Below are 26541 nucleotides of genomic sequence, written 5' to 3' on the forward strand. Positions count from 1 at the left end.
AAAAAGGGCTATTTCTGGGCCGACATATTCCAATATTTGGCTACGAACTGTTTTTTCTATACCTTCGAGGTCTATTAACTGACTCTTATCAGCTTCCGAGTACAGTAATGTTGCCAGTTCTTGTAAGCAGGCTTTGATCCGTTCTTGTTTCTCTTGGCTCATAGTCAGCGATCGCACAGGGTTATTTCCTTCTACATTTTCTCAGAAATGGTAAATCTTCCAAAACTGGATGCTCCCAAGACTTTATTTTTTAGTAATCATGGGTTAATAAATTAAGTAAAAATTCTGATTGAATTAGATTCAGTATATCTAGCTAAATTAAAAAATAGATTGTTTGTTTTGAAAGATAGATTTTTTTTAGCTATGGTTATATTATTAATGTAGATATAATAAATAAAGACATATTAAAATAAAATTCATATTTTGAACAACTAAATTCTATAATTAATTTACAAGCTGCACATAAAAACGCCATGTTTTTGGCTACACAAACAACCAAAATTTCTTATCAAAAAACAAAACCTATTTACATTCACTAAATCTTTAAAATGCCAGACCCATTAATGTATCAGCAAGATCACTTTGTAGTTCTAGAAACAAATCAACAAGAACAATTTCTGACACCATCAGAGTTATTAGAAAAGCTCAAAACCACTCTCCAAAAACTCATAATTCAAGATTTACCGCCTGACTTGCAAAAGCTGAATAGCGTGGAAGCTCAAGCACAATATTTACTCGACACCACCTGCGAATTAGATATTGGTCTTGGACAATATTTACAGTGGTATGCAGTTCGTTTAGAAAAGTAGCTTTTTGAGCAATCAGTTGCTTATTGGGGAAACCCGCAGACGCTTCTTTGCATTAGGAGAAGACCGCACTAGTTGGCTACACAGACCAAACCCGCCTATGCGAGTTATTTTATTAAGTCCAGGTGGAATTTGTTTATGGAGTAGGGAATTATATGAGACTGTTGGCGAATTGATAGGTGGTCTAACCCATCAACCCCAATCCATCTTAATTTTTTTAATCTCAGTGTCTTGAAACGCACTTTAGCTATGAGGAAGGAATTTATTGCAGGGCGGGAAAGCAATTCAAAACCAAGCTTTTAGGCGTGGGGGTTTAACCCATCGTGAATTGACCAACAGTCTCATTCTATTCGCCCAATTGTTCTTGACTATTGACTACTGACTAATGACTCTTTTTGAGTATTTATCAGCGCTAGCTCAATTGTATTTTCAGATGGCTGCGTTATTTGAATCTCCAATCCAGGGCCAAAATAGTTGGTCATTTTTTCCTGCTTTTTTTGCCACACATCAATTGGTATTAGCGGAGAATCAAATTCTAAAATTAGGGCATAGCTCCCATTAACTTCTTCTTCTCGCAACCCTGTGACTGTTGGCCGTTCCTGGTCTGTGGGACTCAAACCCAGAAAAGAAAGGGTTGTATCTAGATGAGCATCTTGACCGTAACAATATCGGGTGATATCTTTGCGAATTTTATTTTGAGTATCAGTTGCTTGCTGTTCCCGCAGTATCAATGCTGACGGTGACGTAGTTTGGGGTACTGGCTTGAGTTCATTAGCTTTCAGCGCTAACCCTCCCAACAATAGAGGAATCCCGTAAAAAAATCCGACAAGATTGAGTGTGGCATTATTACCAGCATAGGCGACGAAGCCAATGATGGTTAATATACCGCCGATGGTTAAACCGAGTGTTCCCAAAGAGATTTGGCGTAGCATGAGCTTAAATTAGTATAAAGTTTTAATACCTTAGTTTTATTATCATCGGCTATGAGTAACAAATTAGGGAAGAAGATTGTCCCTAGGCTCTAGCATTCAACCAACTCAAAATTGCCAGGTTAAGACTGATACCCTAACAAGTCAATAAATTCTGCCTTCCTTAGAATTCAGAACTTCGGTAGACGCGGGGATACGGAGAGTTCCTAACCGATAAAGTTAGTGTATTAGAATACTAAGGGCGTATAGTGTCCCAGAATGTTTGATTTTAAGTTAACTTAAAACTTAAAGGTAGTTAATAGATAGGAAAAAAATAATGGATTTACAGACTATAAAAGAAAGAATTGTAGCAGTTCAAAGTAAACGCGAGTACCTGTTAAGCCTACTGGAACAACCAAACCTGGGAACTTTGAGAATTGACGTAAATCAGGCTTTGGAAGAATTGGATGAATTAATTGATGAATTTAAACGCACCATTCCGGTAGAGTAGAAATTATCAAAAACCGCGTCGGTATAACCGTAAATTCCAGGTTATACCGACGCTCCTCAGTACTATCATGTCCTCAAATCCCCAAAATTGAACTAAGCCTAAGTTGGCGAAGCAACATAGCTGTATCATTTATCCTGCAACTGAACCATCTCCTGCACGCTGACCTAACTGCCTAACTAAAGCAATAAGTTCGCTTGTAGGTACATCTTTCTTGCAAACGTCATCAAAGCTAGACATTGCCTTTGCGCCCTGAAAATTTACGTCTTCCACTGAGGAGTAAGCAAGGATTTGGGTGTTCGGAGATATAGCTTTAATGTGATTAGACGCACTCCAGCCATCCATGACTGGCATCTGTAAATCTAAAACAATTACGTCAGGATGGCAACGTTTAACCATTTCTATAGCTTCTTCACCATTACTGGCTAAACCTACTACTTGAATATTTTCCTGGCAAGAAAAAACTAATTGTAAGGTTAAACGAGTCAGTTCGTGGTCATCAACAACTAGAACACGCAAGGTAGAAAGCTCACAGGATAACATTAACATTGAGGGGAAAGACAAATTTATTTAGAATAACCTCTCTAGTTTATGGGAACAAGTGCCAGCACTAACTCTATCCTATGGTTGAATAACTTGTGTGAATCCATGACAAACAACTTAGATAACTTCTTAAAAAATTAAAGTTTTCTAAAAGAAACTAAGTTGAGCTAGTTGTCAAGGTAGAAGCAACTGATTTTTTAATCAATCAGGTTTGAGGCTACACCACTTGAGCGTAATGCCATATTCATGAGAATTTTTTGTGAATTAGCTTCTGGAGAATCATCATAGGGACGCCGTTGAATATAAGTGCCATCGGCTTGTAATTCCCAAGCTTGGCGATTATCTGCGAGCATAATTCCCATAATTTCTTGCAAATCTTTAGCAATATCAGGGTCTTTCACTGGGGTAATTACTTCCACTCGGCGATCTAAATTGCGGCGCATCCAGTCGGCACTGCCGATATAGATTTCCTCCTGTGTATTGTTATGAAAATAATAAATCCGAGAGTGTTCTAAAAAGCGACCGACAATGCTGATTATGCGAATGTTTTCACTAATGTCTTTGAGTCCTGGACGCAAACAGCAAACGCCCCTAATAATTAAGTCGATTTGCACTCCGGCGCGGGAAGCTTCATATAAAGTGGTGATAATTTGTGGATCGACTAGGGAATTCATTTTGGCAACAATGCGTCCAGAAAATCCATTTTGAACATTTTCGATTTCGCGATGAATTAGTGCCAAAAAGCGATCGCGCATATTCACAGGCGCAACCAGCAACTCTCGATAAGATTTTTGCAGGGAGTATCCTGTCAAGAAATTAAATAAATCTGTGATGTCAGCACCCAATTCCTCACGGCAACTAAACAATCCCAAATCTGTATACAGTCGTGCCGTTTTGGGGTTATAGTTACCTGTGCCAATATGGACGTAGCGACGTATCCGGTCTTTTTCCCGCCGTACTACCATAACGGTTTTACTATGGGTTTTCAGCCCCACTAAACCATAGACAACATGAACTCCAACTCTTTCTAGTCGTCTTGCCCAGTAAATATTATTCTCTTCATCAAATCGCGCTTTCAATTCCACCAGTACAGATACTTGCTTGCCATTTTCGGCGGCGGCAATTAAGGCGTTGACTATGGGCGAGTCGCCAGAAGTCCGGTAAAGGGTCATCTTGATGGCTAACACATTCGGGTCGTAGGCAGCATGGGTAATAAAGCGCACCACTGTAGCCGAAAAGGATTGATAGGGATGGTGTACTAGCAAATCCTTTTCCCGAATCACAGCAAAAAAGTCTTTTCCTTCGTCCGTCTCCAGTGCATCTGGGTCTAGACTCGGTTCCCTCAGCCTTTGCAGGCGTAATGGTACAACAGATTGGCGTGGTGGATCTTTGAGTTCCGGCAATGGCAAGGACATAAAATACATCAAATCCCGCAGACCCAAAAGACCGTCTACTTCGTAGAGATCACTTTCTGTTAATTCTAAATCTTGCAATAATCGCGATCGCACTATTTCAGGAGTCTGGGACTGAATTTCTAGCCGGACTGGACTTCCACCCAGCCGCCGTTTTCGCAATTCCTGTTCGATCGCTAACAACAAATCATCTGCTTCATCTTCTTCTAAGACCAAATCGGCATCACGGGTAATGCGGAACGGATGATATTCTTGAATATTCATCCCTGGAAATAGAGATTCTAAGTTATGAGCGATCGCTTGTTCTAAAGGTACTCCAGTCCAGTGAGCGGGTTTTTCGTTGTTGTGATCTCCCAACTCCGGTGGTATCGGTAAAAATCGTGGGAGAACACTGGGGACTTTAACTCTGGCAAAGAATTCTTCTTCGGTGTCTGGGTTTTTGACCACAACAGCCAGATTTAGACTGAGATTAGATATAAAAGGAAAGGGATGACTAGGATCAACAGCCAAAGGAGTCAAAACTGGAAAGACTTGTTCCTCAAAATAGTTGTTGAGGTGAGTCCGCTGTTTTTGGTTCAAATCTATGTAATCCAGAATATGGATGCCGTGATTTGCTAGTAGGGGACGAAGTACTTCCTCAAAATGTTGGTGCTGTTTCTTTACCTGGGGAATAAGGCTAGACCGAATATCATCTAACTGTTGTTGTGGTGTCCGACCATCGGGAGTTAACAAGCTAACTTTCGCTTCTACTTGTTGCTTTAAACCAGCAACACGCACCATGAAAAACTCATCCAAATTAGAGTTGAATATTCCCAAAAACTTGAGGCGTTCCAGAAGGGGCGTGCGATCGTCACAGGCTTCATGTAATACCCTCCCATTAAATTCTAGCCAGCTTAACTCTCGGTTAAGATAATATTGTGGATCGCTGAGATTGATGGGGGTAGAGCTTTTCTTAGATTTTGCCATAATGACCTAAGGACAGGCAGATGTGGCCCATTGAACTGGGGGACAATAAATATAGTAAGTTAAATGGTGCTTGAGCATAACGCTCAGGCAATTTTTGATTGTGCTGATTCTCTACCTCGCCACTGGTAAAGGACAGACATAATCTTTAAATCAAAAATCTATTTCTATTTAAATAACTTCAGTTAAAGATTAGAAAAAACTTGTCTAGGCACGAAACCGAAAATTACTAAGAAATTTTTTGGTTTTGCGATCGCGTCGTATCTCTTTCAGAGAATCACTCTACCCAACCCATAACTCAATACGTTTGGGCTAATACCATTTCTTTGTTAGGCTGCGCCAAACCCTTTTAACTTCTTTCTTTGTGTCCTTTGCGTCCTTTGCGGTTCGTTTTTCTTTCTTTTACTTAGGTTTAGCGCATCTTTATACAGAATTGGTATAAGGCTTAGATCCTCTCTAGACCCTCTTTAGGCAATTAGAGCCAAGCCTTTTTAAGGGAGGATGGGGGTATCTTCTGGGGAAAAATATCACTAACACCCAGCCTATTGACCTATAACTAGATTTTATAGCCGTTTTCAACTGTGTGGAATATGGTACGAGCGCATAGTTAGTTGTACGCCCCTACAAAATATTGCATCCACATGGGAATTGCTAGAAGCCTGGGGATTCAAATCGTTACCCACAGCATATTACCCATAAAGATGCACTTAAGATTTCGCAAAGATATGACATAGGCATTTCTGACAATTTATGACGAATTATTAAGTAGTCTTTACAGAGGATTATGGTGTTGTAAGCAGTCTAAAGCCTTACCTCCAGGGCTTTCTACACTTGATTTTCCAAAATGCGAAATTTAGTAAGCATTGCCACAACTTCACTACAGTAATTAAGTAATTACAAGCCATGCTATATCTCTATTTTTTTGTGATTGTGCTGCTGTCATTAAGATGCGCACTAATAATTTAGCCTATTAGTTTTTTTAATTTATCACCACCAATATTTTGAATAATTTCAGTGTTATTACTGAAATAGTTCTTAATAGTCAAGGTTATATTGAAAACGCAAAGATGAAAACACAAGGAGCTTGTGAATCATGAAACTATCTACAATTATCAAAGGCAGTGTTTGCGTATTAGGTTTGGTTGGTGTTGGTAATTTCTTTGCTGCACCTGCAAATGCAGGAGATGCTGCTGCTCGTGGTGCGGTTACAATCGTTAGACCATCAGGTTCTTCTCTCAGCGTCAGTGCTGAGTTAACTGCACCTTCTGGTGCGTATTTTACTGGGCCAACATTAGTTGTTACACCTACATATACTGGTGTTATAGGTGGAAATGATGAAGCTGTAGATACTTTCACAATAGATCCAGGTGCAGTTATAACCCTAACTTCACCGCCTAGTGCCACAATCGAAGCAGCTATTGCAGCAGCCATTGATAACGGTGCTTTTACAGATGTTGTAGATATAGCAACCCTTGTCAGAGCAGCTAATGGCGGTTTAGAATAAACTGATTGTTACCTGATAGAAAATCACGATAGTGTAAAAAGCGATCGGCTTTTAGTCTTGATGGTTTCACACCTTGCGTTGATTTTCAATGTCTTTTTGGGTGTTGTTTGAGAAAGTGTTGTCATCAGTTGAGACAAAACAACTGTGACATTAACACGCTAGGCATTTGCAGCAAAATATTTGGTAATACGCCAATCGACTCTTTGACAGACTCTCCTTTACCTATACCATAGTTTTGATGCGGGATAAGGTAGAGAGCAAATGAGACGTAACAGATTGAAAAAAAAATACAGCCCCTTGAATGTAGTTGAGGGGCGGTATTCCAAACTTATCCACTATATTACCATATAAGCCCGATTTCTTGAAGAAATCGGGCTTTTGATATTGTTTAAATAGATACTTCACTAAATCTTTTAAATTAGGCAATAGGCAAGAGACAAAAGGCAATCGGCAGAAGCTAGAAGGCAATCGGCACAAGACAATAACGCAATAATTACTCTTGCCTTTTGCCCTTTGCTCTTTGACTTTATTTACTAAGTGTTAATCCTTATACCAAATTTTAGTAGTCTAGCAATCAAATTTTCTGGGAAGTTACGGCTATATTGCTCATGCAAATCTAAAAGAGCATGAGGAGTAGATTAATTATGTATAGCCCGTTTCGTAAATTACCTCTAACTATCAAAAGAAGCCTTTACTTGCTGGGTTTTATCAGTGTAGGTAATTTAATTGCAGCGCCAGTACATGCACAACAAGCTGTGGCGCGTGGTGCTGTTTCTATAGTTTCACCTTCCGGCGCTTATCAAAGTGTTAGTGGTGAACTGTCCTTACCTGTTAGTAATAATTTTTTAAATCCTGGCACAAACACGACTTTAACAATAACGCCTACTTTTACAAATATTGGAGCAACTAATGAAAGAATAACTTCCTTATCTCTCACAGTAGGAACAGCCAGTGAAATAATCACAAATAATAACAATTCACTTTTGAATCCAACTTTACAAACAGTCAATAATCCAGCATCAATTCCTGATGCAGCATCTCTCATTCAGGCAATCAACAGCACTAACGCCTTAGGGGCTTTAGAATAGCTGAAAAAACTATATTAATCTTGTGGCTGCATCTACGAACATGAGGATTTTTGGGGCAATAGGAAAAGTATTAATTGCCTCTTGCCCTTTGCCCTTTGCCTTTAAAATCGATAACCACCTTGAATTTGTAGATCCAATCCATTTTCGCCCGTACCAATTTTAGATTCTAGAAAAACATTATTATCGGTAAAGTTATATCTAAAAATAGCTCCATAGTTTAAGCCAGACACTCGGCTATTTAAACCCAGATTTCTTGTAGAATAATTTTTAATATAAGCACCAACAAATAAATTTGTGCCGAGCCTTTGTAAACCTTGTAACTCATAAAAAAGATTTTTACCTAGCTCTAGGTTAGTATTAATATTAAAACCACTACTAGTACTAAGTTCACCACTAAACAGTCCTAGAAACTCACCATTACTATTATCTTCAATAAAAGCTATGGCAGGCGCTAAAGAAAAACTTAAATTTCTTTCTTGATGATTAAAGTAATAGCTTAAGACAGTAGAAAAAGGATTATTGCTATTTGATGCACTATTCCAGTCAATTTTTAAGGATGGTACGTGAGTATTGATAGCTACAGGTTTTTTATTTGAGCCTAACTGGACATCAGTTTTAATATAATTAACCAGAACATTAGCATATATGCCCACAGATGGTTCTGCTAACCCTAAATTATTATTAGAAACTCCAGGCGCTGAGTTGGCATTTATATTAAACCAAGTTCCCAAGCTAGCGCTATAGTTTGAATCACCAGCAGAACCCGCAGCTAATAATTCGACTGAGGGTAAAGATAGATAACCATTAAAGCTTTTAAAGCTCACACCTATGAGATCAACTCTGGTGAGTTCAAAATAATCGAACGCTAAATCAAATGTCCGGACTGGAATTGGTACTATAGTGTTATCTTCGGAACTAAATCGTTGGACAAATTGTCTCCCTTGAGAGTTAGTCAAAATAATTTCAGCACCGGTAGATTCGTTAATAGGATTAATATCAGTATTAGTCAAAGGAATTTGATTTCCGATGAAAGTCAGAGGGCCAAATCTCTCATTAGAAAGTCTGAGCGTTGAAAAGAATGTATCACCTGGATCTAAAAGTTCAATATCCCTTTGTAAAAATTGGACTGCGCGTTTGTGATTTCCTGTTCTTATTTGCAATATACTAGAGTCATTGGGAGTAATTTTACTCTCAAGTGTCAAACTTCCAGATACCTGTTCTAGACTGCTGGCTGCATTAGAATACGCTAAAGTACGATTAATTCTATTATTAATTTGTCTTCTTTGATCTGGTGTAGACTTTGTATTTAAGGGAACAAAACTTTCTCCATTTTTAAAGCTTTGCCGCGCTTCTGCTAAACTTTCGTCAATATTATCTATTTTTATAAATTCAAAAATTCCACCTAATGCCAGTCCTAAAGTAGAGTTAGCTGTTTGTATACCATCAATGCTAAATTCACTAAAATTAGCTGTAATTGATAATCCAGGACTAGCAAAAACATTAGAATAAGTAGCACTAATTTCTTTTGGATCGTATTGAATAATAGTACGGTTATGAGGGTGGTTAACATATAATCTGTGCCAATTTGAAGTTTTTTGTGTCTCAGACAAAACTTCAAATACGGGGTCTCTTTTGCCGAAAGATACCCAAGATAAAGAATTTAAATAAGACAAGTCTCTCTCAAGTGGCGTTAAGAAAGGATTGACTGCTATATTCAACAAATCAAAATTATCAAATTCGTCTCTCTGGGCAATCTTAATACCTGGTAATGAAGAGACAGGAGCAGTAAAACCAAAGCCTTCACCTGTCAAAATATTACCCCATAAAATACCAGTTGATTCTAGAACAGAATCAGGAATAATTTCACCTAGTTGGAGTTTAACGCTTCCCCCATTTAGTAAAGGCTTTAAATTCGTAGTAGGAAAGGCCTGTATAATTCGAGGTGTATTAGTACCATCTAATAATTCAAATAAAGCTCCCCCACCGTCATTACTCAAAGTAGAGCCACTACCAAGAATTGGTGTAATATTTTCCAGAACTGTGACATTAGGATCTTCAGGATTAATTCCGCTATTAATTATCACTCTACCAGCAGGTATTCCTTCAGGATTAACTAGTTCTCCTGCTATAGAAACTATAGAAAAATCATTAATTCCAGCTTCGCCGATTAATTCGTCAAAATTTACAGGTAAAGTCGTAAGAGATTGTAAACCCCAAAATCCTTGGGTTGATGTCATATTTTGGGTAGTGTAATTTTCAGCAGCTCTACCTTGAGCAATAATACCTGCTTGTGTACCCTTAGTCTCAATTACTAATCTATTGTTATCAAGAACCCAGTAAAACTGTTCAGCTTTGGGAAATTTAGCATAGGTAAATTTATCAATAAACTGATTGTCTCCAGAAAATCTGATATTTAAATCTGTATCTATATAATTTTCGTCTTCATTTGGTTTAAATAATTGAGGTCTAAAACTAAGGTTATCTGTAGGGTTAACAATCCACGGGTACCTGTTGGCACTAAATGTCAAAGCATCAATAATTATTTTCTTCTGATTTACTTGTTGTTGCTTTTTAGCTTGGCGTAGTTTTTCTATTAGTATTTGTTGTGTTGTTGTGTAGGGTCTCTGTTCATTTGGATTTGATGGTTTAATCGTATCTGGTTGAGTTTCTTCTTCATCTTGCTCAGGAGGCTTGGGAGGCTCTATTTTATATTGTTCAATTGGGATAACATCAGCTATGGTAAATTTGCGTGACTGTTTAGTTTTATCTGAGTTAGAGTTAGCATCTTTTAAAGTTTGTTTTAACAGTGCTTTGCTTTGCAACTTACCTATTTTGTAAGACTTTTCATAACTTTTAACGCTAGCAATTGCACCATCGTCTACTATTAATTCAACATTTTTACGATTGTCTAAATCTAAGGCGATCGCAGATAATTGAACTAATATTACTTTGAACAGAATTGTTGAAGACAACAAGCACATTACAAGGATTTTTACCTTTTTCTTTAATCTCATTAGTGAGATGTTAAGAAATTTTTCGTTCGGGATTTTACAGGTTTCCACAATAGAAATATGCTGGTTGGTAGATTCAAAAGCAAAAATAAATAAAATTTAAATCAAGCTACTCAAGGTTGGCTATGGTTGTTTGATCTGAAAAAACAATTTATATAGTCATCCATGATTTGATTTAAAAAACTCGACTTTTTTGTTGGTTAATTTGGATGCATTCAACAGTGGTTTCAGAATCTTGATATAGATAGTCAAAGTAAATCAATTTTTTTATCCTGGCTGTAAAGAATAAAATAGGATTAAGCAGATTTACTGCAACAAGAGTGTAATTCTTGAGCAAAAACTAAACCTCAGCAAAATCACCAGAAGTAAAAAAGGGAGCTAATTTTTAACCGTATATACACTTAATCTGGGGATATTAAGTCAAAAAAGTGGGTGAAAAATATGTTTCAGGCTACTCGTCGCCGTCTTGCAATTTGGTACACTGCCGTCACTGCCGTATTACTGCTACTGTTTGCTAGTGGCGTTTATTTATACGTTCGCAGCACACTGATTGAGCGGATTGATGATACTCTTAACCATGTAGTGGAAATAGTGGAGCGTTGCCTTACAACAAGCCGTTGTGCATCTACGCTTATATTTGAGCCAATTAATGCTGATGCAGATAAAGTTCGCATTAATTTAGAAGCCAGTTTTCGTGATAATGCGGACACCGTAGAAGATGACCACATCGACCTAGAATGGTTTAGTCCAACTGGTGAATTACTTTGGTCGACGCTATCCGAACCCCTAAATATTCCCATTCATGCCAACCGCACTGGTGAAACTGTGCGCGTAATTAAGCCAGAGAAAGAAAAAAGCAAAGATGATAAACTTCCAAGTACAGACGCTATTAATCGCGTCTCTCCCTACTCCCCAATCCCCACTCAAAACTCTGCACTGTTATTACGGCAAGTTACCCAAAGGGTGGAAGTAGGACGGCAAGTATTAGGATATCTGCGTGTTAGTCATCCCTGGTTTGAAGTCACCAAACCCAGTCGCCAGTTAATTTTTGATTTAGCGCTAGGTATTGCGTTAATGGTGCTTTCTGTCGGTGCAAGTGGCTGGTTTCTTTCGGGTAAAGCGATGGAACCTGTAGGCGAGTCCTACCAACGCCTCAAACAATTTACTGCTGATGCTTCTCATGAACTTAGAAGTCCCATTACTTTGATTCAAACCAATGTGCAAGTCGCCCTTGCTGACTTGGATTTAGCAGAGATAGAAGCGACTACTTCTTTGCAATATCGGCAACAGTTAAAGGTGGTGGAACGGTTAACGCAGCGTTTGGGTAAGTTAGTCAATGACTTACTCTTCTTAGCACGACAGGATAGTGGTATTAGCAAAGAAACTTTTTCACCTTGTCCGCTAGATGCCTTGCTGATGGAGGTAGTTGAAGAACAAGAATTGTTAGTCCCTGAAAAAGAAATCGCCCTTTCTCTGGACTTAGTTGATCCTCCTGCTTCCGAAACTAGCCCCGAATTACTGGAAAATTGGTTTACCCTTGTGGGTAATTGGGATCAACTGGTGCGGTTGTTCACAAATTTGATTGCTAACGCCTTGCATTACACTCCAGCAGGTGGACGGGTGAAAGTAGAATTGGCGCGGATAGAGGGAATAAATCGTGTTTCTGGACTACGTTACACCAGTGCCCAGTTACAAGTTAAAGTGAGTGATACCGGAGTTGGAATTCCAGCGGAAGCACTACCACGCTTGTTTGACCGCTTTTATCGGGTAGATCCGGCACGGACTCATAGGACTGGAAATACAGCTACAGCCAGTGCTACTGGTTCAGGATTGGGATTAGCGATCGCTCAAGCTATTGTCGAACATCATCAAGGTCATATTCAAGTTGAAAGTATCCAAGGCATTGGCACTACTTTTACTGTCACTTTACCAATAACTCTTGAGTCTTAATTTGGCAAGAAATTTTTGTTTCCTGTGATAGATGTAGAAAATTAAAGAAATTTACTACATATAACAACATCTGCAATATTGAGCCATTTATTGAATTGCCACAGTTTGATATTTTGACTCTTCATTCTTTACTTGAGCAGAACAATATTATTATGTTGGTTAATTTTGGAATTTAACACTAATGATTTAGCTGTTTCAGTCTTAGGAATGAAATAGTTATGTCTAATTTTTTAGTCTTTGGCTAGATACAAAAATTAGAATTAATCGTTAATATGGAATGCATAAATTACAGATAAAGCCTTATCATTTTTTTATTTAACGATTTTTACAATAAATAATGTGATTGTTATTATAGGAGTCAATAATGAATATGAAGTCTAAAAACTTTAGGAAGTCTGCTGAGTTATTTGGCGCTATTTGTGGAGGATTACTAATTAGTCTGCCAGCAATTCCTCAAGTAGTAGCACAAGAATCTACTCCCAAGGTTAACCCTTGTCCTAGGATTTTCTACGAAGAACCACATAACAATCGGGTTGTGGTACCACAAGGATGTCCTCCTAATGCGCTAACTCAAAGACTAGCAGCCCAAGGGCTTCTGCCCGTCCCTGCGACCCCATCACAAGATCAAACAAGATTAGGTGTTGGAGGTGAAGCACCCGTTAGTTCACCAAGGGCTTCCGTAAGTCAACCACCTTTGCCCAGTCAACAACAAGCACCCAGCACTACGATCGCACTGGCAGATGGTGCAGTTAATATCAAGTTGGTGAATGACACTGCGGCTAATGTAACCTACCAAGTGATTGGGGATACGGCACCGCGATCGCTACAAGGTAAGTCAGATGTAACACTGCGAGGTCTAAAGGCACCAGTAACGGTGACATTCCAACGAGAAGATGGCGGACAACTGACGGTAACTCCACAACCCTCATCAGAAGCAGGAAATTTGGCAGTTACATTTAACGAAGCCACTGATCCAGCACAGGGTAGAAGTGCTATGAGAATTGAACAAAATGGTTCAGTGTTCTTGAATTAATCGAAGAGTTAGGAGTTAGGAGTAAAACAAATCTTCAATCCTAACTCTACCCTAACTCCTACTTTCGCTGAAGCATTTTAGTTAGCTGATCCAGCAATTGCACTTCTTGCTTGCTGTCTTCCAATGTCCGCGCCAGTATAATCGCCCTTTCGTAAAAATTACGGGCAGTTAGATAATTACCTTGTTGTTTGTATAACTGAGCGTAAGACTCAAAAGATTTTAATTCTTCTCGCAAATTTTGCAATTCTTTAGCGAGTGCTAAACGTTGCTCTAGTAAATCAAAGGCTCTCTCGTAGCGTCCAATAGCAGAGTGAGCTTTCACTAAACCGTCAATTGCCCGTAATTCATTGGTGCGATCGCGGTTAGTTTTAGCTATCCGCATTGCTACCCCATAAGTGCTAATGGTAGCTCGATAATTTCCAGATGCTAAGTAAGCATCTCCTAAATTATTTAAGGTATTTGCTTCACCGATGGCATTGCCAGTCTGACGGCGAAAAATTAAAGCATTTTCATACAATTTAATCGCCTTGTTATAATCTCCCAACCTAGCTGCTACTAATCCTAAATTACTCAAAGACAGTCCTTCGCCTTCAATATTTTTGACATTGTGAGCAATTACGAGTGCATCTTCAACAGTTTTGCCAGCAGCAGCAAATTCTCCTAGTTGCAGCAGAAATGTACCGATATTATTGAGCACAAAAACCTGAGATTGAAAGTCTTTAGTATCACGAGCGATCGCTAATCCTCGTCGCAAAGAATCTTCCGCCTCTTTTAAACTGCCTAACTGTACATAAGCCTTAGCAAGCAAATTGTAAGTCAGACCTTGTGCTTTCAGGTCGCCAATTGAGTGATAAAGTTCCAGCGCCCGCAAGGACGATGCAATTGTTTTATCGGCATATCCTGAAGCGTATTGTTGTTCACCGATACGCAGCAAGCTGTCTGCTTCATCTCTTGACTGTCGCCCAACGGAACTATTTAAAGGGCGATGGAGTTGTTGTGTAATATCAACCGCACCCGCAGCTATCGGACTCAGCAAAAAAGTAAACAGTAAAAAGCTGTGTAAAAGTACTTGGCGGTGAGAAATTGCACCTACACAAATTAAGCCTACCTTTTGCCTGGGAAATACAAGCCGTTGTTTCATAAAAATTACCCCTCAAGTTGCGGGTTTAAGTAGAAGGTCTAAGAAGAAGTTTTAAGTTTTTAAATTGAAGACAGGCAATATACGGATTTACACTTAAATCAAGATTGCGTTAAATCTTCCCCAAAGTATATGGCACGTATATCTGTGGGTAATTTGTCCTCTAGCATACGATAGCCTTCCTGGAGAAAATTGGCTACTTCGTTAGGAGCGATCGCTTCTCCTTCGGCTTGCAGATAGGCGGCGATTCTAGTTTCGCTCCAGTGGAAAGTTTGAGCCATTAACACGATTAATCGCAAAACTGGCGGTAGTTGGTCTAACGCTTGTTCCACATAGCACCATAGTGGCGGCGAAGTCGCTTGGAGAGAATAATGAATTGCTTCTGTGGGTGGTAGCTTAATCTCGTTAATACAGAAAGCTGTCATATTAATTAACCAATTTTGCATGGTTAAAGCTTCCTCGCCTGATTCCGAGTCAGTTAAATTTAGCCCACCGAGTTCGTAGTAGATATGTCGCCAGGTGAGGGCAAACAGATAATCTGCTTGCACAGGCGATCGCGCCGAATGCCGAATTAAGGTATACACTATGGGACTATAGCGGCAAAAAATCACCGTAAAGTACTTTCCGGCATCTGGATTGCGCTGAAACAGAGTCAGTAGTTCATGGTCACTGTGATGGAACAGCGACTTCACCAGTGGGTGATTAGCTTCCGGGAAATGAGGAATTTGCATAAGCCTTTCGATTGATAGTTGTTAAAATAGTTTTGGGAATTGCACTCCCGTAGCTAATCGCATAATATCTTGGTGTTGCCCAGTTTGTAGCCCAGACTCAGACTACTTCAGTATTGATAAACTAGAAACAAAGACTTAATTTTAGTCTTTATCGACAATCATAAAATCGGCTCCCTTATAGAATCCTTATTTGTTCATGGTTATAGCAGTTAGTGTGATATCGTTCCTGCTCAGTCCCCTTACCTTAGGCTCCTTTCTGCCTTCCCTGCCCTTAGATAGCCTGTTCTCCACCCAAGGCATTATGGTGATGCTGCTAGCAGCTTACGCTGGTGCCATGTGGATGTTCCTTACTAGTGCGCCAAAAGTACACACTGTAATGGTGTCGGATTTGGAGATTGCCCGACAGTTGTATGAAGGGCTGCTAGATTTGCCAGCAGCTGAGGTGCCTTTGCACTACTACTACAACTACGAACAAACTATCGGCGCAACTGGGATTGATCCGCTATATATGTCTACTGGGCCGAGCTTGTCTAGCAAAATGATGAATAATGCCAATGATGGGCTGTGGTATCAATTAAAGAAAAACACCCAGCTACACGTTATTACTGGCGCGAGTTTAGGTAGCAAAAATCAGCAACGCCACGTTTGTTTCGACCATGACTGCCTGGAAATGATTTTAATGCGAGTCGAAGTACGCGGTTTGAAATTCAAGATTCGCAACCAGAAGCCCCTGAATTTTTTAGTCAAGGATTATGAAGGGCGCGTTATTGAGGTAGCTGAAGTAGCGAATTAGTCGTTAGATTTTAGATTATTTTAGGTTGGGTGGGGTGCGTAGCTCCACCCAATATTTTTTCTATAGCAGGTGAAGCGTAGCTTGCCGCCGTAGGCATTGCTCTACGATTGATTATCCAAAATCATTATCGGGTTTTGCTAAATAAAAGCTTATGACCGTTGAAAAGATGTACACATCTCATCTGTATAAAACAGATTTCTATACTTGGACCCAAGAGCAGGTTAGCTTGCTCAAAGCTAAACAGTGGGATCAATTAGATACAGTTAACCTGATTGAAGAAATTGAAACTTTGGGCAGAAGAGAACGGCAAGAATTAAGAAATCGGCTAGGAGTATTGTTAGGACACCTGCTGAAATGGCAGTTTCAACCAGAAAAACGTAGCAATAGCTGGTTGGGTACAATTCGAGAGCAACGTGTCCAAATTAAGCTGCTTCTGCAAGATAGCCCTAGTTTGAAACCCTATCTCGATGAAGCTTTCTTGAGTGTTTATGAACTAGGCTTGGCTTTAGCGATTCGAGAAACTGACTTGGGTGAGCAAGTTTTTCCAGAAATATGTCCTTACACTTTAGACCAAACTCTGAATCCTGAATTTTTACCAAATCTAAATCAGGTTGATGAGTGAGCGAGTAATCGTCTCAATACTGTTTTATCAGCGTAAACCTTGGCAAATAAAAAGGGTGCGTTATGGCAAAGCCATAACGCACCCCATTGTTTATATGCTTAAGTAGGTCAACTCAACTGTTCAAACTTAAATTTCCCTTTAATGAACTTGTTAAAGTATTGACCTTTAGACGTTGCATTATCTAAGTCTTCTTTGACACTAGGAGGTACTTTGAAATACTCGTAAACACTTCCACTATCAAATTCAATAGTCAGTGTTTGAGTTTTTGGCTCATAGGTAAATTGCTTAATAACGCTGCCTTCAGGCTTGAGTAACGGGAAGGCGATCGCATCCCGAATACTGGCACAATCAGTTAATAACATTACTAACCGATCAATCCCAATCCCTAAACCACCTGTAGGCGGCATACCGTATTCAAGGGCTGTCAAAAAGTCTTCATCTACACCTTGGGCTTCTAAGTCACCAGCAGCTTTCCTTTCAGCTTGGGCTTCTAGGCGTTCTCTTTGATCGATGGGATCGGTAAGTTCTGAGAAGCTGTTGCCAGTTTCTCGCCCGACTATAAATAACTCAAATCTTTCCACCAAACCAGGTTGAGAACGGTGGGGTTTTGCCAGGGGCGAAATTTCTACAGGGTAATCAATTACAAAGGTAGGTTGAATTAAATAAGCTTCTACCTTCTCTTCAAAAGCTAAATTCAGTAACTTTCCAATTGATTTGGCTTCATCTACACCAGGAATACTAGCATTTTTACTTGCTGTTTTTGCTTCTTCTAATGTTTGGAAAGAATTGAAATCCAAGCCTGTAAATTCTTTAACTAAATCGTGCATTGTCACTCGCCGCCAAGGTGGTGTTAAATCTATAGGTTCCCCTTGGTAGGTGATTTGCAATGTGCCGAGTACATCTTGGGCGACAGTGGTAATAATCTCCTCAGTCAGCGCCATCATATCATTGTAATCGGCGTAGGCTTGGTAAATTTCAATCGTTGTAAATTCGGGATTGTGTCGAGTCGAAATTCCCTCATTACGGAAAACCCGCCCCAATTCAAACACCTTTTCAAAACCACCCACAATCAACCGCTTGAGATGAAGTTCTGTGGCAATTCGCAGATACAACTCCATTTCTAAAGTGTTGTGGTAGGTGATAAATGGACGCGCATCTGCACCCCCAGTCTCACTTTGCAAAACTGGCGTTTCAATTTCCAGAAAATCCCGTTCTTCCAAATAACGACGAATACTGGCAGTAATTTGGGCGCGACGACGGAAAGTTTGCCGCACTTCCGGGTTAACAATCAAGTCAACGTAGCGCTGACGGTAGCGCTTGGCAACATCCGTTAATCCATGCCACTTGTCGGGTAGCGGCAATAGGGATTTAGTCAGGATAGTATATTGTTTAACGTAGACAGATAACTCGCCCTTTTCAGTCCGTTTAATAGTACCTTTAACTCCCAGGATATCGCCTGCATCTGTGAGTTGTTTTAAATGATTGAAGGCATCAGCATCAATATCTGCCATCCCTTCTTGGATGCGATTTTTATCCAAATAAAGCTGAATTGTGCCGGTTTCATCTTGCAAGGTGAAGAAAGCCAGTTTACCGAAAACGCGACGCGCCATAATGCGTCCAGCGATCGCAACTTCTAAATCAACTTCTTCACCACTGGCTAAATCGGCAAACTTTTCTTGCAACTGCGCTGCATGATGGGTTGATTCCCAGCGATAGGCATAGGGGTTAGTCCCTAGCTGCTTGAGTTGTTCTACTTTCTCCAGCCTGGCGGCCCGGATATCTTCTTCCGACATGGTAACGAACTAAATAGGGCAAGATTAATTATAGATGCTGCAAAAGTTGAGAGTAAGAGATATTTGCACTTTTGCAGATGATGATATCCGCCTAAAAGTTATGAAACTAGAGTCAGCCTCTGGACTGTAAACGAATATCACCGGATGTTTGAGACGGTTATGATCACAGCCGATGAAAGGGTGGAACTCATAGAAGGGCAAGTTATCCCCATAACCTCTACACGTAGCAACAACGCTGTGTGCGTCTGAAATAATTTATTCTAGATGAAGATGCAACGTTCGTTATGCGTATTGGGCAATAGTAGGTGAGATACCTACAAGAAAAAGTGCGATCGCTTGATCGCATTTTATCAAAAAGGCTGTCAGAGAAAAGGCTATTGATATCTTCTATGACAAAAGCTCAAAATTTTACTCTACAAGTAAAACCTTTATTACTGTACTATTTTTAGTGAATGCCTAGATGAGATTGCTTTGATTTTCAAGTTAGTAAATTGCACGATAGCCTTGACAAAATCTTGCTGTTCTGGTTGCAAATTCAGTTTTTCTAGGGCTTGATTGATATTATTACCAGCCCGGAGATTGTGATGAAGTTGGGCACGTTGCGATGTGCTTAAGACTGCCTCAATTTCCCTGTTTCTTCTCTGACGCACAGCCTGGAGTTGTTGGCTTTGTAGCGGAGTCAGGTTAATCTCCGACAACTTGGAGTAGCTAGCAGTTTTAGTTTGGGCGAAAATTACACCAGAAGTAGTATAGAGTTGAACGGGTGCAGCTAAGGCAATTCCCGGCATGAAAAGGACAAGAGCTAGAATAGCAGCGAACACAGAAAGCCGTTTTGTCAAGTGAATTGCCATATTGAGAAATGCCTACATCTAATTTAATCCTGAGATATAGTTAAGCAATTTTCAAGTCTTAACTTTGAATCTCGGATTTATCCTACCCCTAATACCATTTCCTTTAATAAGGATACATAATTAAAGGAAATGGTATAAGAGGACGGTAGTCCAGCTAGAAAATATTATCCGCTTTGAGGGAATCCAAAAAAACTAAAGTGGTAAACTTTATCTATGCTTTTGTCGAGCAGATATCTCTATCAATGCGTAATTAGAGATTTATGTACTTTTTTTAAAAAATAAAATCTTTTGTCTCTTTAGACTGCTTCAGGGCAGCAATAATTTGAATATTTGCTTTAGGAAAACTAAACTGCTCCAGTTGTTCTAAGGTTACCCAGCGAATTTCATCTGATTCCAAAGGTTGGGGAATACCTGTAAGATGGCGGCAGTGATGTACTGTGAGGGTAACGCGCAAGTCTATATAGGAGTGGTCAATAGTAATCAGATGCTTTCCTACTTCAATTATTATTCCCAGTTCTTCGGAAATTTCGCGTTGAATACACTCTTGGATAGTTTCACCAGGCTCAATTTTGCCCCCAGGAAATTCCCACAAACCACCCATAGCTCCTTCTGGACGGCGGCGATCAATTAAAATTTGCTCTTGGGCGTTCCAAATTACTGCAACACCAATGATTTTATGGGGTGGGAAAAAACTGGTTTGACTCATAGTTTATTGAGAAGAGGGGGAGATGAAGTAAAGTAAGTAAGTCGGCGTAAATAATTATTGTTGCAATAAGGCAGGGGGCAGGGAGCAGGGAGCAGGGAGAGAAAGAGTTTGAGCTTTATTTACTTTTATTTACATAATTTGGTTTTATTGCACCGACTTACTTAATAACTAATGATTAATAACAAAACTCGGCAGACTAGTTTTAACTCTGCCGAGTTTAGATTTATTGTAAAGGCCGTCTACCGCTATTAGTTTCTCCACAAATATGTATTAATCATTTAGCAATAAGCCTCTAGTTGTAACTAATCAACAAATTACATAAGTCCATAGGTTACCACATTCAAAACTTTTGTGCTCCTCTGCGATAATCTTTGTGCTCCTATCCTGCGGGAAGGCGAATTGCCTATGCGTTTAAATTTGAATTTTAATTCGTCAGTGCTTTAGATTTTAAAAAATTTTAGCTGATGCATGATTGGGAATTAGGGGCAAAGATTTCGCAGAGGCTTATTTTCAGTTAGTATCGCCGTGACTGTGACTAGCTATCAGCCCAACAAGAATATTGAATTTCCCAAATTTTATATTTCTAGTCAATTTGGTTATTGTTGGTTTCAGTGCCTTGTAGGGCGATTTCAAAATTCATTCTCTGTTCAGCGTTACGTAAGAAATAACCACTAATCATAGCAGAAGCGAGAAGCCGACCCAGACTTTCTCGACTGGTGGTTACAGTAACGCCAAAGTGTTCTGAAGGTAGGTTTCCCAATAGTCCTGTAATATTCCGTTCCATTACCTGAAAAACTTCAGTAGATGTCGGTTTGGATAGTTGGGTAACTGTCTCTGGACTCAAAGATTTAACGTACTGCCATAGTAAATCGCTAGTTTCTGATTCGCTATTGAAAAATTCTGAGACACGATTGGATGGATTACTCATTTTTTAGCTCCTTAACTACCACTGCTGGCTGCGGTGCTTGTGATTTGAACTTGTGATTTGAATATGAAATGCCTGTTTTGGATTAGACTTAGCTAGTTATCTTGTCTTCCTGTCAACTAATGTAACAGCCTAGCTTTCTGATGGAAGTAGGCGTAACCGTACCAAAGTCAGCGTATTTTCTCACCCTAATAAATAAAGTTAGGAGTGAGGAGTTTTTAATTAACTCCTCACTCCTAACTTTTAACTCCTAACTTTCTTCTAACTTGCCAAATACTCATCCATGTTGGCTTTAGACTTGCGAAGCTTGGTTAAGGCTTCCCGCTCAATTTGCCGAACTCGTTCCCGGCTGATGTTTAGGATTTCACCGATTCTAGCTAGCGTTAGGGCTTGTCCATCAGTTAAGCCAAAACGCAATGTGATCACTTCCCTTTGTTGTGGCGTGAGATCACCCATCAGGCGATCTAAGTCATAAGATAGGGAAGATTGCATGACAAACTCCTCTGGAGATGCTCCTGGATCTTCCAGCATTTCTCCCAGTTCGGTGTCGTAATTATCACCTAGCCGCAAATCCAAGGAAAGGGGCAAACGCGCCTTTTCTAGATATTCTCGTACTTGTTTGGGGGTCAATTCTAATTCTTCAGCTAGCTCACCAGCTGTAGGAGCGCGTCCCAACTTTTGAGACAATTGGCGCTGTGCCTTTTTAATTTTATTTAATTTTTCAGTAATATGGATAGGCAGCCGAATGGTGCGGGCTTTTTCGGCTATAGCACGGGTGATAGCTTGCCGAATCCACCAATAGGCATAGGTAGAAAATCTATACCCTTTGGTAGGGTCAAACTTTTCTACGCCCCGTTGCATACCAATACTACCTTCTTGGATTAAGTCCAGTAAATCGACGTTGCGCTTTATGTACTTTTTAGCAACGGAGACTACCAGCCGCAAATTGGCTTCTACCATCTTACGCTTGGCAATCTCACCATCAGCGATCGCTTCATTCAACTCTGCTGGTTCTAACTTTGTCGCTTCGGCCCACTCTTCTAGAGTCGGTTGACGACCTAACTGTGTGGCAAGAGATTCCCTTGATTCGTGCAAGGTGCAGGAACGTTGCACCTGCTTACCATAGAAAATCTCTTCCTCGTGGGTTAAGAGTGGCACACGGCCAATCTCACGCAGGTAAGTCCGCACGAGGTCTGTGGCTGTCTGAGCGGTCTTCATGGCGCTACTCTTTGGTAATGATGGGTTTGGCGGTAGGGTCATTAAGGTATAGATGCTTTGTTAGGGTACTAGCCAGTCAGACTGGGAACCCATGCTATGGTTTGCAACTTACGCGCCCGAGAAACTCGGCTGCTCATAATAATCAAATTTAGGCTTCTTAACTGCTAAAAGTTACAGTTATTTCCTACTTTTCACAAGTATCTACAGTTAGATAAAAGGTAGCTTCTTAAACATTTTTCTATTGGAGTCTTATTAACAATTGTAACATTTATGAGAATATTTTGGCTATATGGCGACATTAAATTTCCTGGTTGTTCCAGTTCATACAATATCTACCTCTCTCTCAAGGCTGACTATAAGTCAATTTAAGAAATTATCTGGTTAACATAAGCTTCCTCATATTTGTTAAAATATCTCTAATGAGAACTATAGTCATTCTCTTATAACAATTACTTAATTTTTGCTGGGAATGGGGACTAGGGACTGGTGATTGGGTATTAGGTACTGGGGATTGGGAATTGGGCATTGGATATTAGGTATTGAGTATTTCAAAAACTTTTTTCTAGTCCCCAGTTCCCAGTCCCCAGTCCCCACTCCCTACTCCCTCGCAATCGGGCAGTACTCTTGAATGGTTTTTACATCCAAAGTCGTATTTTGTAAAGAACGGATGGCGGCAACGGTAGCTTTTGCGCCAGCAATGGTAGTAATGATGGGAATTTTGTAAGCTAAGGCTGTGCGGCGGATTAACCTAGCATCAGTCTGGGCTTCTTCCCCGGAAGGAGTGTTGATAATAAGTTGGATTTTCTGGTTTTTGATTGCATCTAGGACGTGGGGACGACCTTCGTGGAGTTTTAACACTAATTCAACATTTAACCCTTGTTCGAGAAGAACTTTGCGTGTACCAAGGGTAGCCATCACTGTAAAGCCCAAATCGATAAATTCCTTCACCACAGCACCGGCAGCAGCTTTATCGCGATCGCTCATTGATACAAATACAGTTCCCGTCAGTGGTAAACGCTCTCCAGCACCCAATTCTGCTTTGGCAAAGGCCCGGCCAAAGTCACTGTCAATCCCCATCACCTCACCAGTAGAGCGCATTTCTGGGCCCAATATTGTATCAGTTCCAGGGAATTTATTAAAGGGTAATACAGCTTCTTTTACAGCAATATGTGTGGGAATGACTTCCTCGGTGAAGCCTAGCTCCTCTAAGGTTTTACCCGACATAATTAAGGATGCTAATTTTGCCAATTGTACACCCGTTGCTTTAGATACAAAAGGCACTGTACGCGAGGCGCGGGGGTTGGCTTCCAGAATGTAAACTTGGGGAGAATAACTGCTTGCACCCACTACGGCAAATTGGATATTCATCAACCCCACGACTGACAGCGCTTGCGCTAGCTGCACCGTCCAAGTGCGAATTTGATTGAGAACTGCTGGTGAAAGGGAAATCGAAGGTAAAGAACAAGCTGAATCTCCTGAGTGAATCCCCGCTTGTTCGATGTGTTCCATAATGCCACCAATCACTACCCGCCCTGTATGATCGGCGATCGCATCTACATCGACTTCAATGGCGTTTTCCAAAAACTTATCAATCAAAATCGGATGTTCTGGTTCTATGAGTACCGCAAAGCTCATGTAGCGTTCCAACTCAGCATCGGAATAAACGATTTCCATCGCCCGTCCCCCCAACACATAGCTAGGACGCACCACCACCGGATAGCCAATACGTTTAGCAACAATCAGCGCATCTTCGTAACTCCGCGCAATACCATTAGGCGGTTGGGCAATATTTAACTGTTGGAGAATCTTTTCAAACCGCTCCCGGTTTTCTGCCATGTCAATGGAATCTGGTGATGTACCCCAAATTTTAGTGATCAGTCCTGATGTGTCATTGTTAAGAAACTCTTGTAAAGGAATAGCCAACTTTAGCGGTGTTTGTCCGCCAAACTGGATAATTACCCCGACTGGATTTTCAGTTTCGATGATGTTAAGGACATCTTCTTTTGTTAAAGGCTCAAAGTAAAGGCGATCGCTAGTATCGTAGTCTGTTGAAACTGTCTCTGGGTTAGAGTTGACCATAATCGTCTCATACCCCGCTTTCTTCAAGGCATAGGCGGCGTGACAACAACAATAATCAAACTCAATTCCCTGCCCAATCCGGTTGGGGCCACCACCCAAAATCAACACTTTTGGCTTGGTTGCTGGCATTACCTCTGTTTCTTCTTCGTAGCTAGAATAATAGTAGGGGGTAAACGCTTCAAACTCAGCGGCGCAGGTATCTACGGTTTTGTAAACTGGGATAATTCCTAGTGACTTGCGGTAGGCGCGAACTTCATCTTCGGTAGTTTTGGTGGCATAGGCAATCTGGCGATCGCTATATCCATCCCCCTTCACCTCATAAAGTTGCTCTTTTGTCAATTGCTGCAAGGGTGTCCGCTTGAGAAATTTCTCGACATCTAGCAGTTGCTGAAATTTATCTAAGAACCACGGGTCAATACCAGTCAGTTCGTAGATTTCCTCAGCACTAATCCCTAGTTGCAAGGCATGGCGCACGGAGAAAATGCGATCGGGGTTAGGTGTGCGCAATTGGGCGCGGATTTGTTCACCACTGGGTAATTTCTCGGCTTTGTCGCAACCCCAACCAGCGCGTCCGGTTTCGAGCGATCGCAGCGCCTTTTGGAAGGATTCGTTGAAAGTCCGCCCAATTGCCATTGCTTCCCCGACTGATTTCATTTGGGTTGTCAGCACTGGGTCGGAGCCGGGGAATTTTTCAAAGGCGAAGCGAGGGATTTTTGTTACCACATAGTCAATTGTTGGCTCAAAGGATGCGGGAGTTTTCTTGGTGATGTCATTTTTAATTTCATCCAGGGTGTAGCCCACAGCCAATTTTGCTGCCATTTTGGCGATGGGGAAACCCGTAGCTTTGGAAGATAAAGCCGAACTCCGAGAAACACGGGGGTTCATTTCAATTACAACTACATCTCCATTAACCGGATTGACGGCAAACTGGATATTAGAACCGCCAGTTTCCACACCTATCTCGCGGATGATTTTAATTGCCATATCCCGCAGCCTTTGATATTCTTTATCAGTGAGGGTTTGCGCGGGAGCGACGGTAATTGAGTCCCCGGTGTGAATGCCCATAGGGTCAAGGTTTTCGATGGAGCAGATAATCACTACGTTATCTGCCAAGTCACGCATCACTTCGAGTTCATATTCTTTCCAGCCGAGTAAAGACTGGTCAATGAGAATTTGCGAAACGGGGCTGGCATCTATACCTACCTGTGCCATTTCTTCAAATTCTTCTTGGTTGTAGGCAATACCACCGCCACTTCCACCCATTGTGAAAGCTGGACGAATAATTAGCGGATAAGTACCAATTTGGCGGGCAACAGCTTTGGCTTCTTCCAAAGTTTCGGCTGTGTCGCTGGGACACACAGCTACCCCAATCCTTGCCATTGCCTCACCAAAAAGTTTTCGATCTTCGGCTTTTTCGATGGCTGGTAGTTTAGCGCCGATTAACTCAACGCCGTACTTTTCCAACACCCCATTTTTCGCTAAAGCAACAGCGAGGTTGAGAGCGGTTTGTCCTCCCATTGTCGGTAGGAGAGCATCAGGGCGTTCTTTCTCAATGACTTTTTCGACCAATTCTGGAGTCAGCGGCTCAATATAAGTGCGATCGGCCGTTTCCGGGTCGGTCATAATCGTTGCAGGGTTGGAGTTGACCAAAACCACTTCATAGCCTTCTTCTCGGAGCGCTTTGCAGGCTTGAGTGCCAGAGTAGTCAAACTCACAGGCTTGTCCAATCACAATTGGGCCAGAGCCTAACAGTAGAATCTTCCGGAGGTCATCACGGCGGGGCATAGTCGTTGCCTTGGAGTACGAGAATACAAATCCTGATTATTTTAAGGGTCTTTACCCCCTGTCGTGCTTTTTATTATTAAGTTTTCTAAGTTTGATGACAAAGGGGAGTGGGTACAGACGCGATTAATCGCGTCTGTACAAAGTGGGGAGCAGGGGGAGTAGGGGGAGTAGGGA

20 protein-coding genes and 1 pseudogene are annotated in these 26541 nt (G+C 40.8%); 8 read left to right on the forward strand and 13 right to left on the reverse strand.

What is annotated here, in order from left to right:
- Positions 1-162, reverse strand: a pseudogene (locus tag F8R90_RS19800) (ISKra4 family transposase); the annotation flags it as partial.
- A 386-nt stretch (positions 163-548) separates the two neighbouring features.
- On the opposite strand from F8R90_RS19800, the gene F8R90_RS19805 reads away from it, so the two are divergent.
- A complete protein-coding gene (locus tag F8R90_RS19805; protein ID WP_196512101.1) occupies positions 549-809 on the forward strand; it encodes a chlororespiratory reduction protein 7 in 261 nt (86 codons plus the stop codon).
- Between the two features lie 365 nt (positions 810-1174).
- On the opposite strand, the gene F8R90_RS19810 is transcribed toward F8R90_RS19805, so the two are convergent.
- Positions 1175-1738 (reverse strand): DUF2854 domain-containing protein, encoded by a 564-nt coding sequence (locus F8R90_RS19810; protein WP_196512102.1) that lies wholly within the window; start codon positions 1736-1738, stop codon positions 1175-1177.
- A gap of 313 nt (positions 1739-2051) precedes the next feature.
- Between F8R90_RS19810 and F8R90_RS19815 the strand changes: the two genes are divergently transcribed.
- A complete protein-coding gene (locus F8R90_RS19815; RefSeq protein WP_190894771.1) occupies positions 2052-2225 on the forward strand; it encodes a hypothetical protein in 174 nt (57 codons plus the stop codon).
- Between the two features lie 129 nt (positions 2226-2354).
- Here the strand turns inward: F8R90_RS19815 and F8R90_RS19820 are convergent, their stop codons facing one another.
- Both F8R90_RS19820 and ppk1 read right to left on the reverse strand, forming a co-directional pair.
- Complete coding sequence (locus F8R90_RS19820) at positions 2355-2771, reverse strand: response regulator (protein WP_196512103.1); 417 nt, start codon at positions 2769-2771, stop codon at positions 2355-2357.
- A gap of 191 nt (positions 2772-2962) precedes the next feature.
- The gene (gene ppk1 / locus F8R90_RS19825) at positions 2963-5143 is read right to left on the reverse strand and encodes a polyphosphate kinase 1 (RefSeq protein ID WP_196512104.1); all 2181 of its coding nucleotides are present in this window, start codon (positions 5141-5143) and stop codon (positions 2963-2965) included.
- A gap of 1090 nt (positions 5144-6233) precedes the next feature.
- Between ppk1 and F8R90_RS19830 the strand changes: the two genes are divergently transcribed.
- Positions 6234-6644: a hypothetical protein gene (locus F8R90_RS19830; protein ID WP_196512105.1), complete on the forward strand. Its 411-nt coding sequence runs from the start codon at positions 6234-6236 to the stop codon at positions 6642-6644.
- A 644-nt stretch (positions 6645-7288) separates the two neighbouring features.
- Positions 7289-7732: a hypothetical protein gene (locus F8R90_RS19835; RefSeq protein WP_196512106.1), complete on the forward strand. Its 444-nt coding sequence runs from the start codon at positions 7289-7291 to the stop codon at positions 7730-7732.
- A gap of 101 nt (positions 7733-7833) precedes the next feature.
- Here F8R90_RS19835 and F8R90_RS19840 read toward each other — a convergent pair whose 3' ends face one another.
- Positions 7834-10746, reverse strand: a complete 2913-nt coding sequence (locus tag F8R90_RS19840) for a hypothetical protein (RefSeq protein ID WP_196512107.1) — start codon at positions 10744-10746, stop codon at positions 7834-7836.
- A 438-nt stretch (positions 10747-11184) separates the two neighbouring features.
- Between F8R90_RS19840 and F8R90_RS19845 the strand changes: the two genes are divergently transcribed.
- Together F8R90_RS19845 and F8R90_RS19850 are read left to right on the forward strand one after the other, a co-directional pair.
- Positions 11185-12693 (forward strand): sensor histidine kinase, encoded by a 1509-nt coding sequence (locus tag F8R90_RS19845; protein WP_196512108.1) that lies wholly within the window; start codon positions 11185-11187, stop codon positions 12691-12693.
- A 364-nt stretch (positions 12694-13057) separates the two neighbouring features.
- A complete protein-coding gene (locus tag F8R90_RS19850; protein ID WP_196512109.1) occupies positions 13058-13726 on the forward strand; it encodes a hypothetical protein in 669 nt (222 codons plus the stop codon).
- Positions 13727-13784: 58 nt separating this feature from the next.
- Here the strand turns inward: F8R90_RS19850 and F8R90_RS19855 are convergent, their stop codons facing one another.
- Together F8R90_RS19855 and F8R90_RS19860 are read right to left on the reverse strand one after the other, a co-directional pair.
- Positions 13785-14867 carry a tetratricopeptide repeat protein gene (locus F8R90_RS19855; RefSeq protein WP_196512110.1) on the reverse strand — a complete coding sequence of 361 codons (1083 nt, stop codon included), beginning with the start codon at positions 14865-14867 and terminating at the stop codon, positions 13785-13787.
- A 98-nt stretch (positions 14868-14965) separates the two neighbouring features.
- Positions 14966-15595, reverse strand: a complete 630-nt coding sequence (locus F8R90_RS19860; RefSeq protein WP_196512111.1) for a sigma-70 family RNA polymerase sigma factor — start codon at positions 15593-15595, stop codon at positions 14966-14968.
- Between the two features lie 196 nt (positions 15596-15791).
- Between F8R90_RS19860 and F8R90_RS19865 the strand changes: the two genes are divergently transcribed.
- Positions 15792-16388 (forward strand): glyoxalase-like domain protein, encoded by a 597-nt coding sequence (locus tag F8R90_RS19865; RefSeq protein ID WP_190735826.1) that lies wholly within the window; start codon positions 15792-15794, stop codon positions 16386-16388.
- Positions 16389-16554: 166 nt separating this feature from the next.
- A complete protein-coding gene (locus tag F8R90_RS19870; RefSeq protein WP_196512116.1) occupies positions 16555-17010 on the forward strand; it encodes a DUF29 domain-containing protein in 456 nt (151 codons plus the stop codon).
- A 107-nt stretch (positions 17011-17117) separates the two neighbouring features.
- Here F8R90_RS19870 and lysS read toward each other — a convergent pair whose 3' ends face one another.
- The 6 genes from lysS to carB form a co-directional block, all read right to left on the reverse strand.
- Entirely contained in the window at positions 17118-18803 is a 1686-nt protein-coding gene (gene lysS / locus F8R90_RS19875; RefSeq protein ID WP_196512112.1) for a lysine--tRNA ligase, read from the reverse strand.
- 431 nt (positions 18804-19234) lie between these two features.
- A complete protein-coding gene (locus tag F8R90_RS19880) occupies positions 19235-19654 on the reverse strand; it encodes a hypothetical protein (protein ID WP_196512113.1) in 420 nt (139 codons plus the stop codon).
- A gap of 271 nt (positions 19655-19925) precedes the next feature.
- Positions 19926-20360, reverse strand: coding sequence for an 8-oxo-dGTP diphosphatase MutT (gene mutT / locus F8R90_RS19885; RefSeq protein WP_196512114.1), 435 nt, complete (start codon positions 20358-20360; stop codon positions 19926-19928).
- Between the two features lie 583 nt (positions 20361-20943).
- Positions 20944-21288: a DUF760 domain-containing protein gene (locus F8R90_RS19890; RefSeq protein WP_190894757.1), complete on the reverse strand. Its 345-nt coding sequence runs from the start codon at positions 21286-21288 to the stop codon at positions 20944-20946.
- A gap of 258 nt (positions 21289-21546) precedes the next feature.
- A complete protein-coding gene (locus F8R90_RS19895; protein ID WP_190894756.1) occupies positions 21547-22503 on the reverse strand; it encodes an RNA polymerase sigma factor, RpoD/SigA family in 957 nt (318 codons plus the stop codon).
- A gap of 597 nt (positions 22504-23100) precedes the next feature.
- On the reverse strand, positions 23101-26367 hold the full coding sequence (gene carB, locus F8R90_RS19900; RefSeq protein WP_196512115.1) for a carbamoyl-phosphate synthase large subunit: 3267 nt from the start codon (positions 26365-26367) through the stop codon (positions 23101-23103).
- Between the last annotated feature and the right edge of the window lie 174 nt (positions 26368-26541).

It is taken from the genome of Nostoc sp. NZL, from assembly GCF_015714705.1.
Classification (GTDB): Bacteria; Cyanobacteriota; Cyanobacteriia; order Cyanobacteriales; family Nostocaceae; genus Nostoc; species Nostoc foliaceum_A.

Bases quoted from the DNA above. Each gene is read 5' to 3' on its own strand.
- F8R90_RS19845 (WP_196512108.1), top strand. From the start codon at position 11,185: ATGTTTCAGGCTACTCGTCGCCGTCTTGCAATTTGGTACACTGCCGTC.
- carB (WP_196512115.1), bottom strand. From the start codon at position 26,367: ATGCCCCGCCGTGATGACCTCCGGAAGATTCTACTGTTAGGCTCTGGC.
- lysS (WP_196512112.1), bottom strand. From the start codon at position 18,803: ATGTCGGAAGAAGATATCCGGGCCGCCAGGCTGGAGAAAGTAGAACAA.
- F8R90_RS19855 (WP_196512110.1), bottom strand. From the start codon at position 14,867: ATGAAACAACGGCTTGTATTTCCCAGGCAAAAGGTAGGCTTAATTTGT.
- F8R90_RS19835 (WP_196512106.1), top strand. From the start codon at position 7,289: ATGTATAGCCCGTTTCGTAAATTACCTCTAACTATCAAAAGAAGCCTT.
- F8R90_RS19890 (WP_190894757.1), bottom strand. From the start codon at position 21,288: ATGAGTAATCCATCCAATCGTGTCTCAGAATTTTTCAATAGCGAATCA.
- F8R90_RS19870 (WP_196512116.1), top strand. From the start codon at position 16,555: ATGTACACATCTCATCTGTATAAAACAGATTTCTATACTTGGACCCAA.
- F8R90_RS19840 (WP_196512107.1), bottom strand. From the start codon at position 10,746: ATGAGATTAAAGAAAAAGGTAAAAATCCTTGTAATGTGCTTGTTGTCT.
- F8R90_RS19860 (WP_196512111.1), bottom strand. From the start codon at position 15,595: ATGCAAATTCCTCATTTCCCGGAAGCTAATCACCCACTGGTGAAGTCG.
- F8R90_RS19895 (WP_190894756.1), bottom strand. From the start codon at position 22,503: ATGAAGACCGCTCAGACAGCCACAGACCTCGTGCGGACTTACCTGCGT.
- F8R90_RS19850 (WP_196512109.1), top strand. From the start codon at position 13,058: ATGAATATGAAGTCTAAAAACTTTAGGAAGTCTGCTGAGTTATTTGGC.
- F8R90_RS19815 (WP_190894771.1), top strand. From the start codon at position 2,052: ATGGATTTACAGACTATAAAAGAAAGAATTGTAGCAGTTCAAAGTAAA.
- F8R90_RS19820 (WP_196512103.1), bottom strand. From the start codon at position 2,771: ATGTTAATGTTATCCTGTGAGCTTTCTACCTTGCGTGTTCTAGTTGTT.
- ppk1 (WP_196512104.1), bottom strand. From the start codon at position 5,143: ATGGCAAAATCTAAGAAAAGCTCTACCCCCATCAATCTCAGCGATCCA.
- F8R90_RS19830 (WP_196512105.1), top strand. From the start codon at position 6,234: ATGAAACTATCTACAATTATCAAAGGCAGTGTTTGCGTATTAGGTTTG.
- F8R90_RS19880 (WP_196512113.1), bottom strand. From the start codon at position 19,654: ATGGCAATTCACTTGACAAAACGGCTTTCTGTGTTCGCTGCTATTCTA.
- F8R90_RS19805 (WP_196512101.1), top strand. From the start codon at position 549: ATGCCAGACCCATTAATGTATCAGCAAGATCACTTTGTAGTTCTAGAA.
- F8R90_RS19810 (WP_196512102.1), bottom strand. From the start codon at position 1,738: ATGCTACGCCAAATCTCTTTGGGAACACTCGGTTTAACCATCGGCGGT.
- F8R90_RS19865 (WP_190735826.1), top strand. From the start codon at position 15,792: ATGGTTATAGCAGTTAGTGTGATATCGTTCCTGCTCAGTCCCCTTACC.
- mutT (WP_196512114.1), bottom strand. From the start codon at position 20,360: ATGAGTCAAACCAGTTTTTTCCCACCCCATAAAATCATTGGTGTTGCA.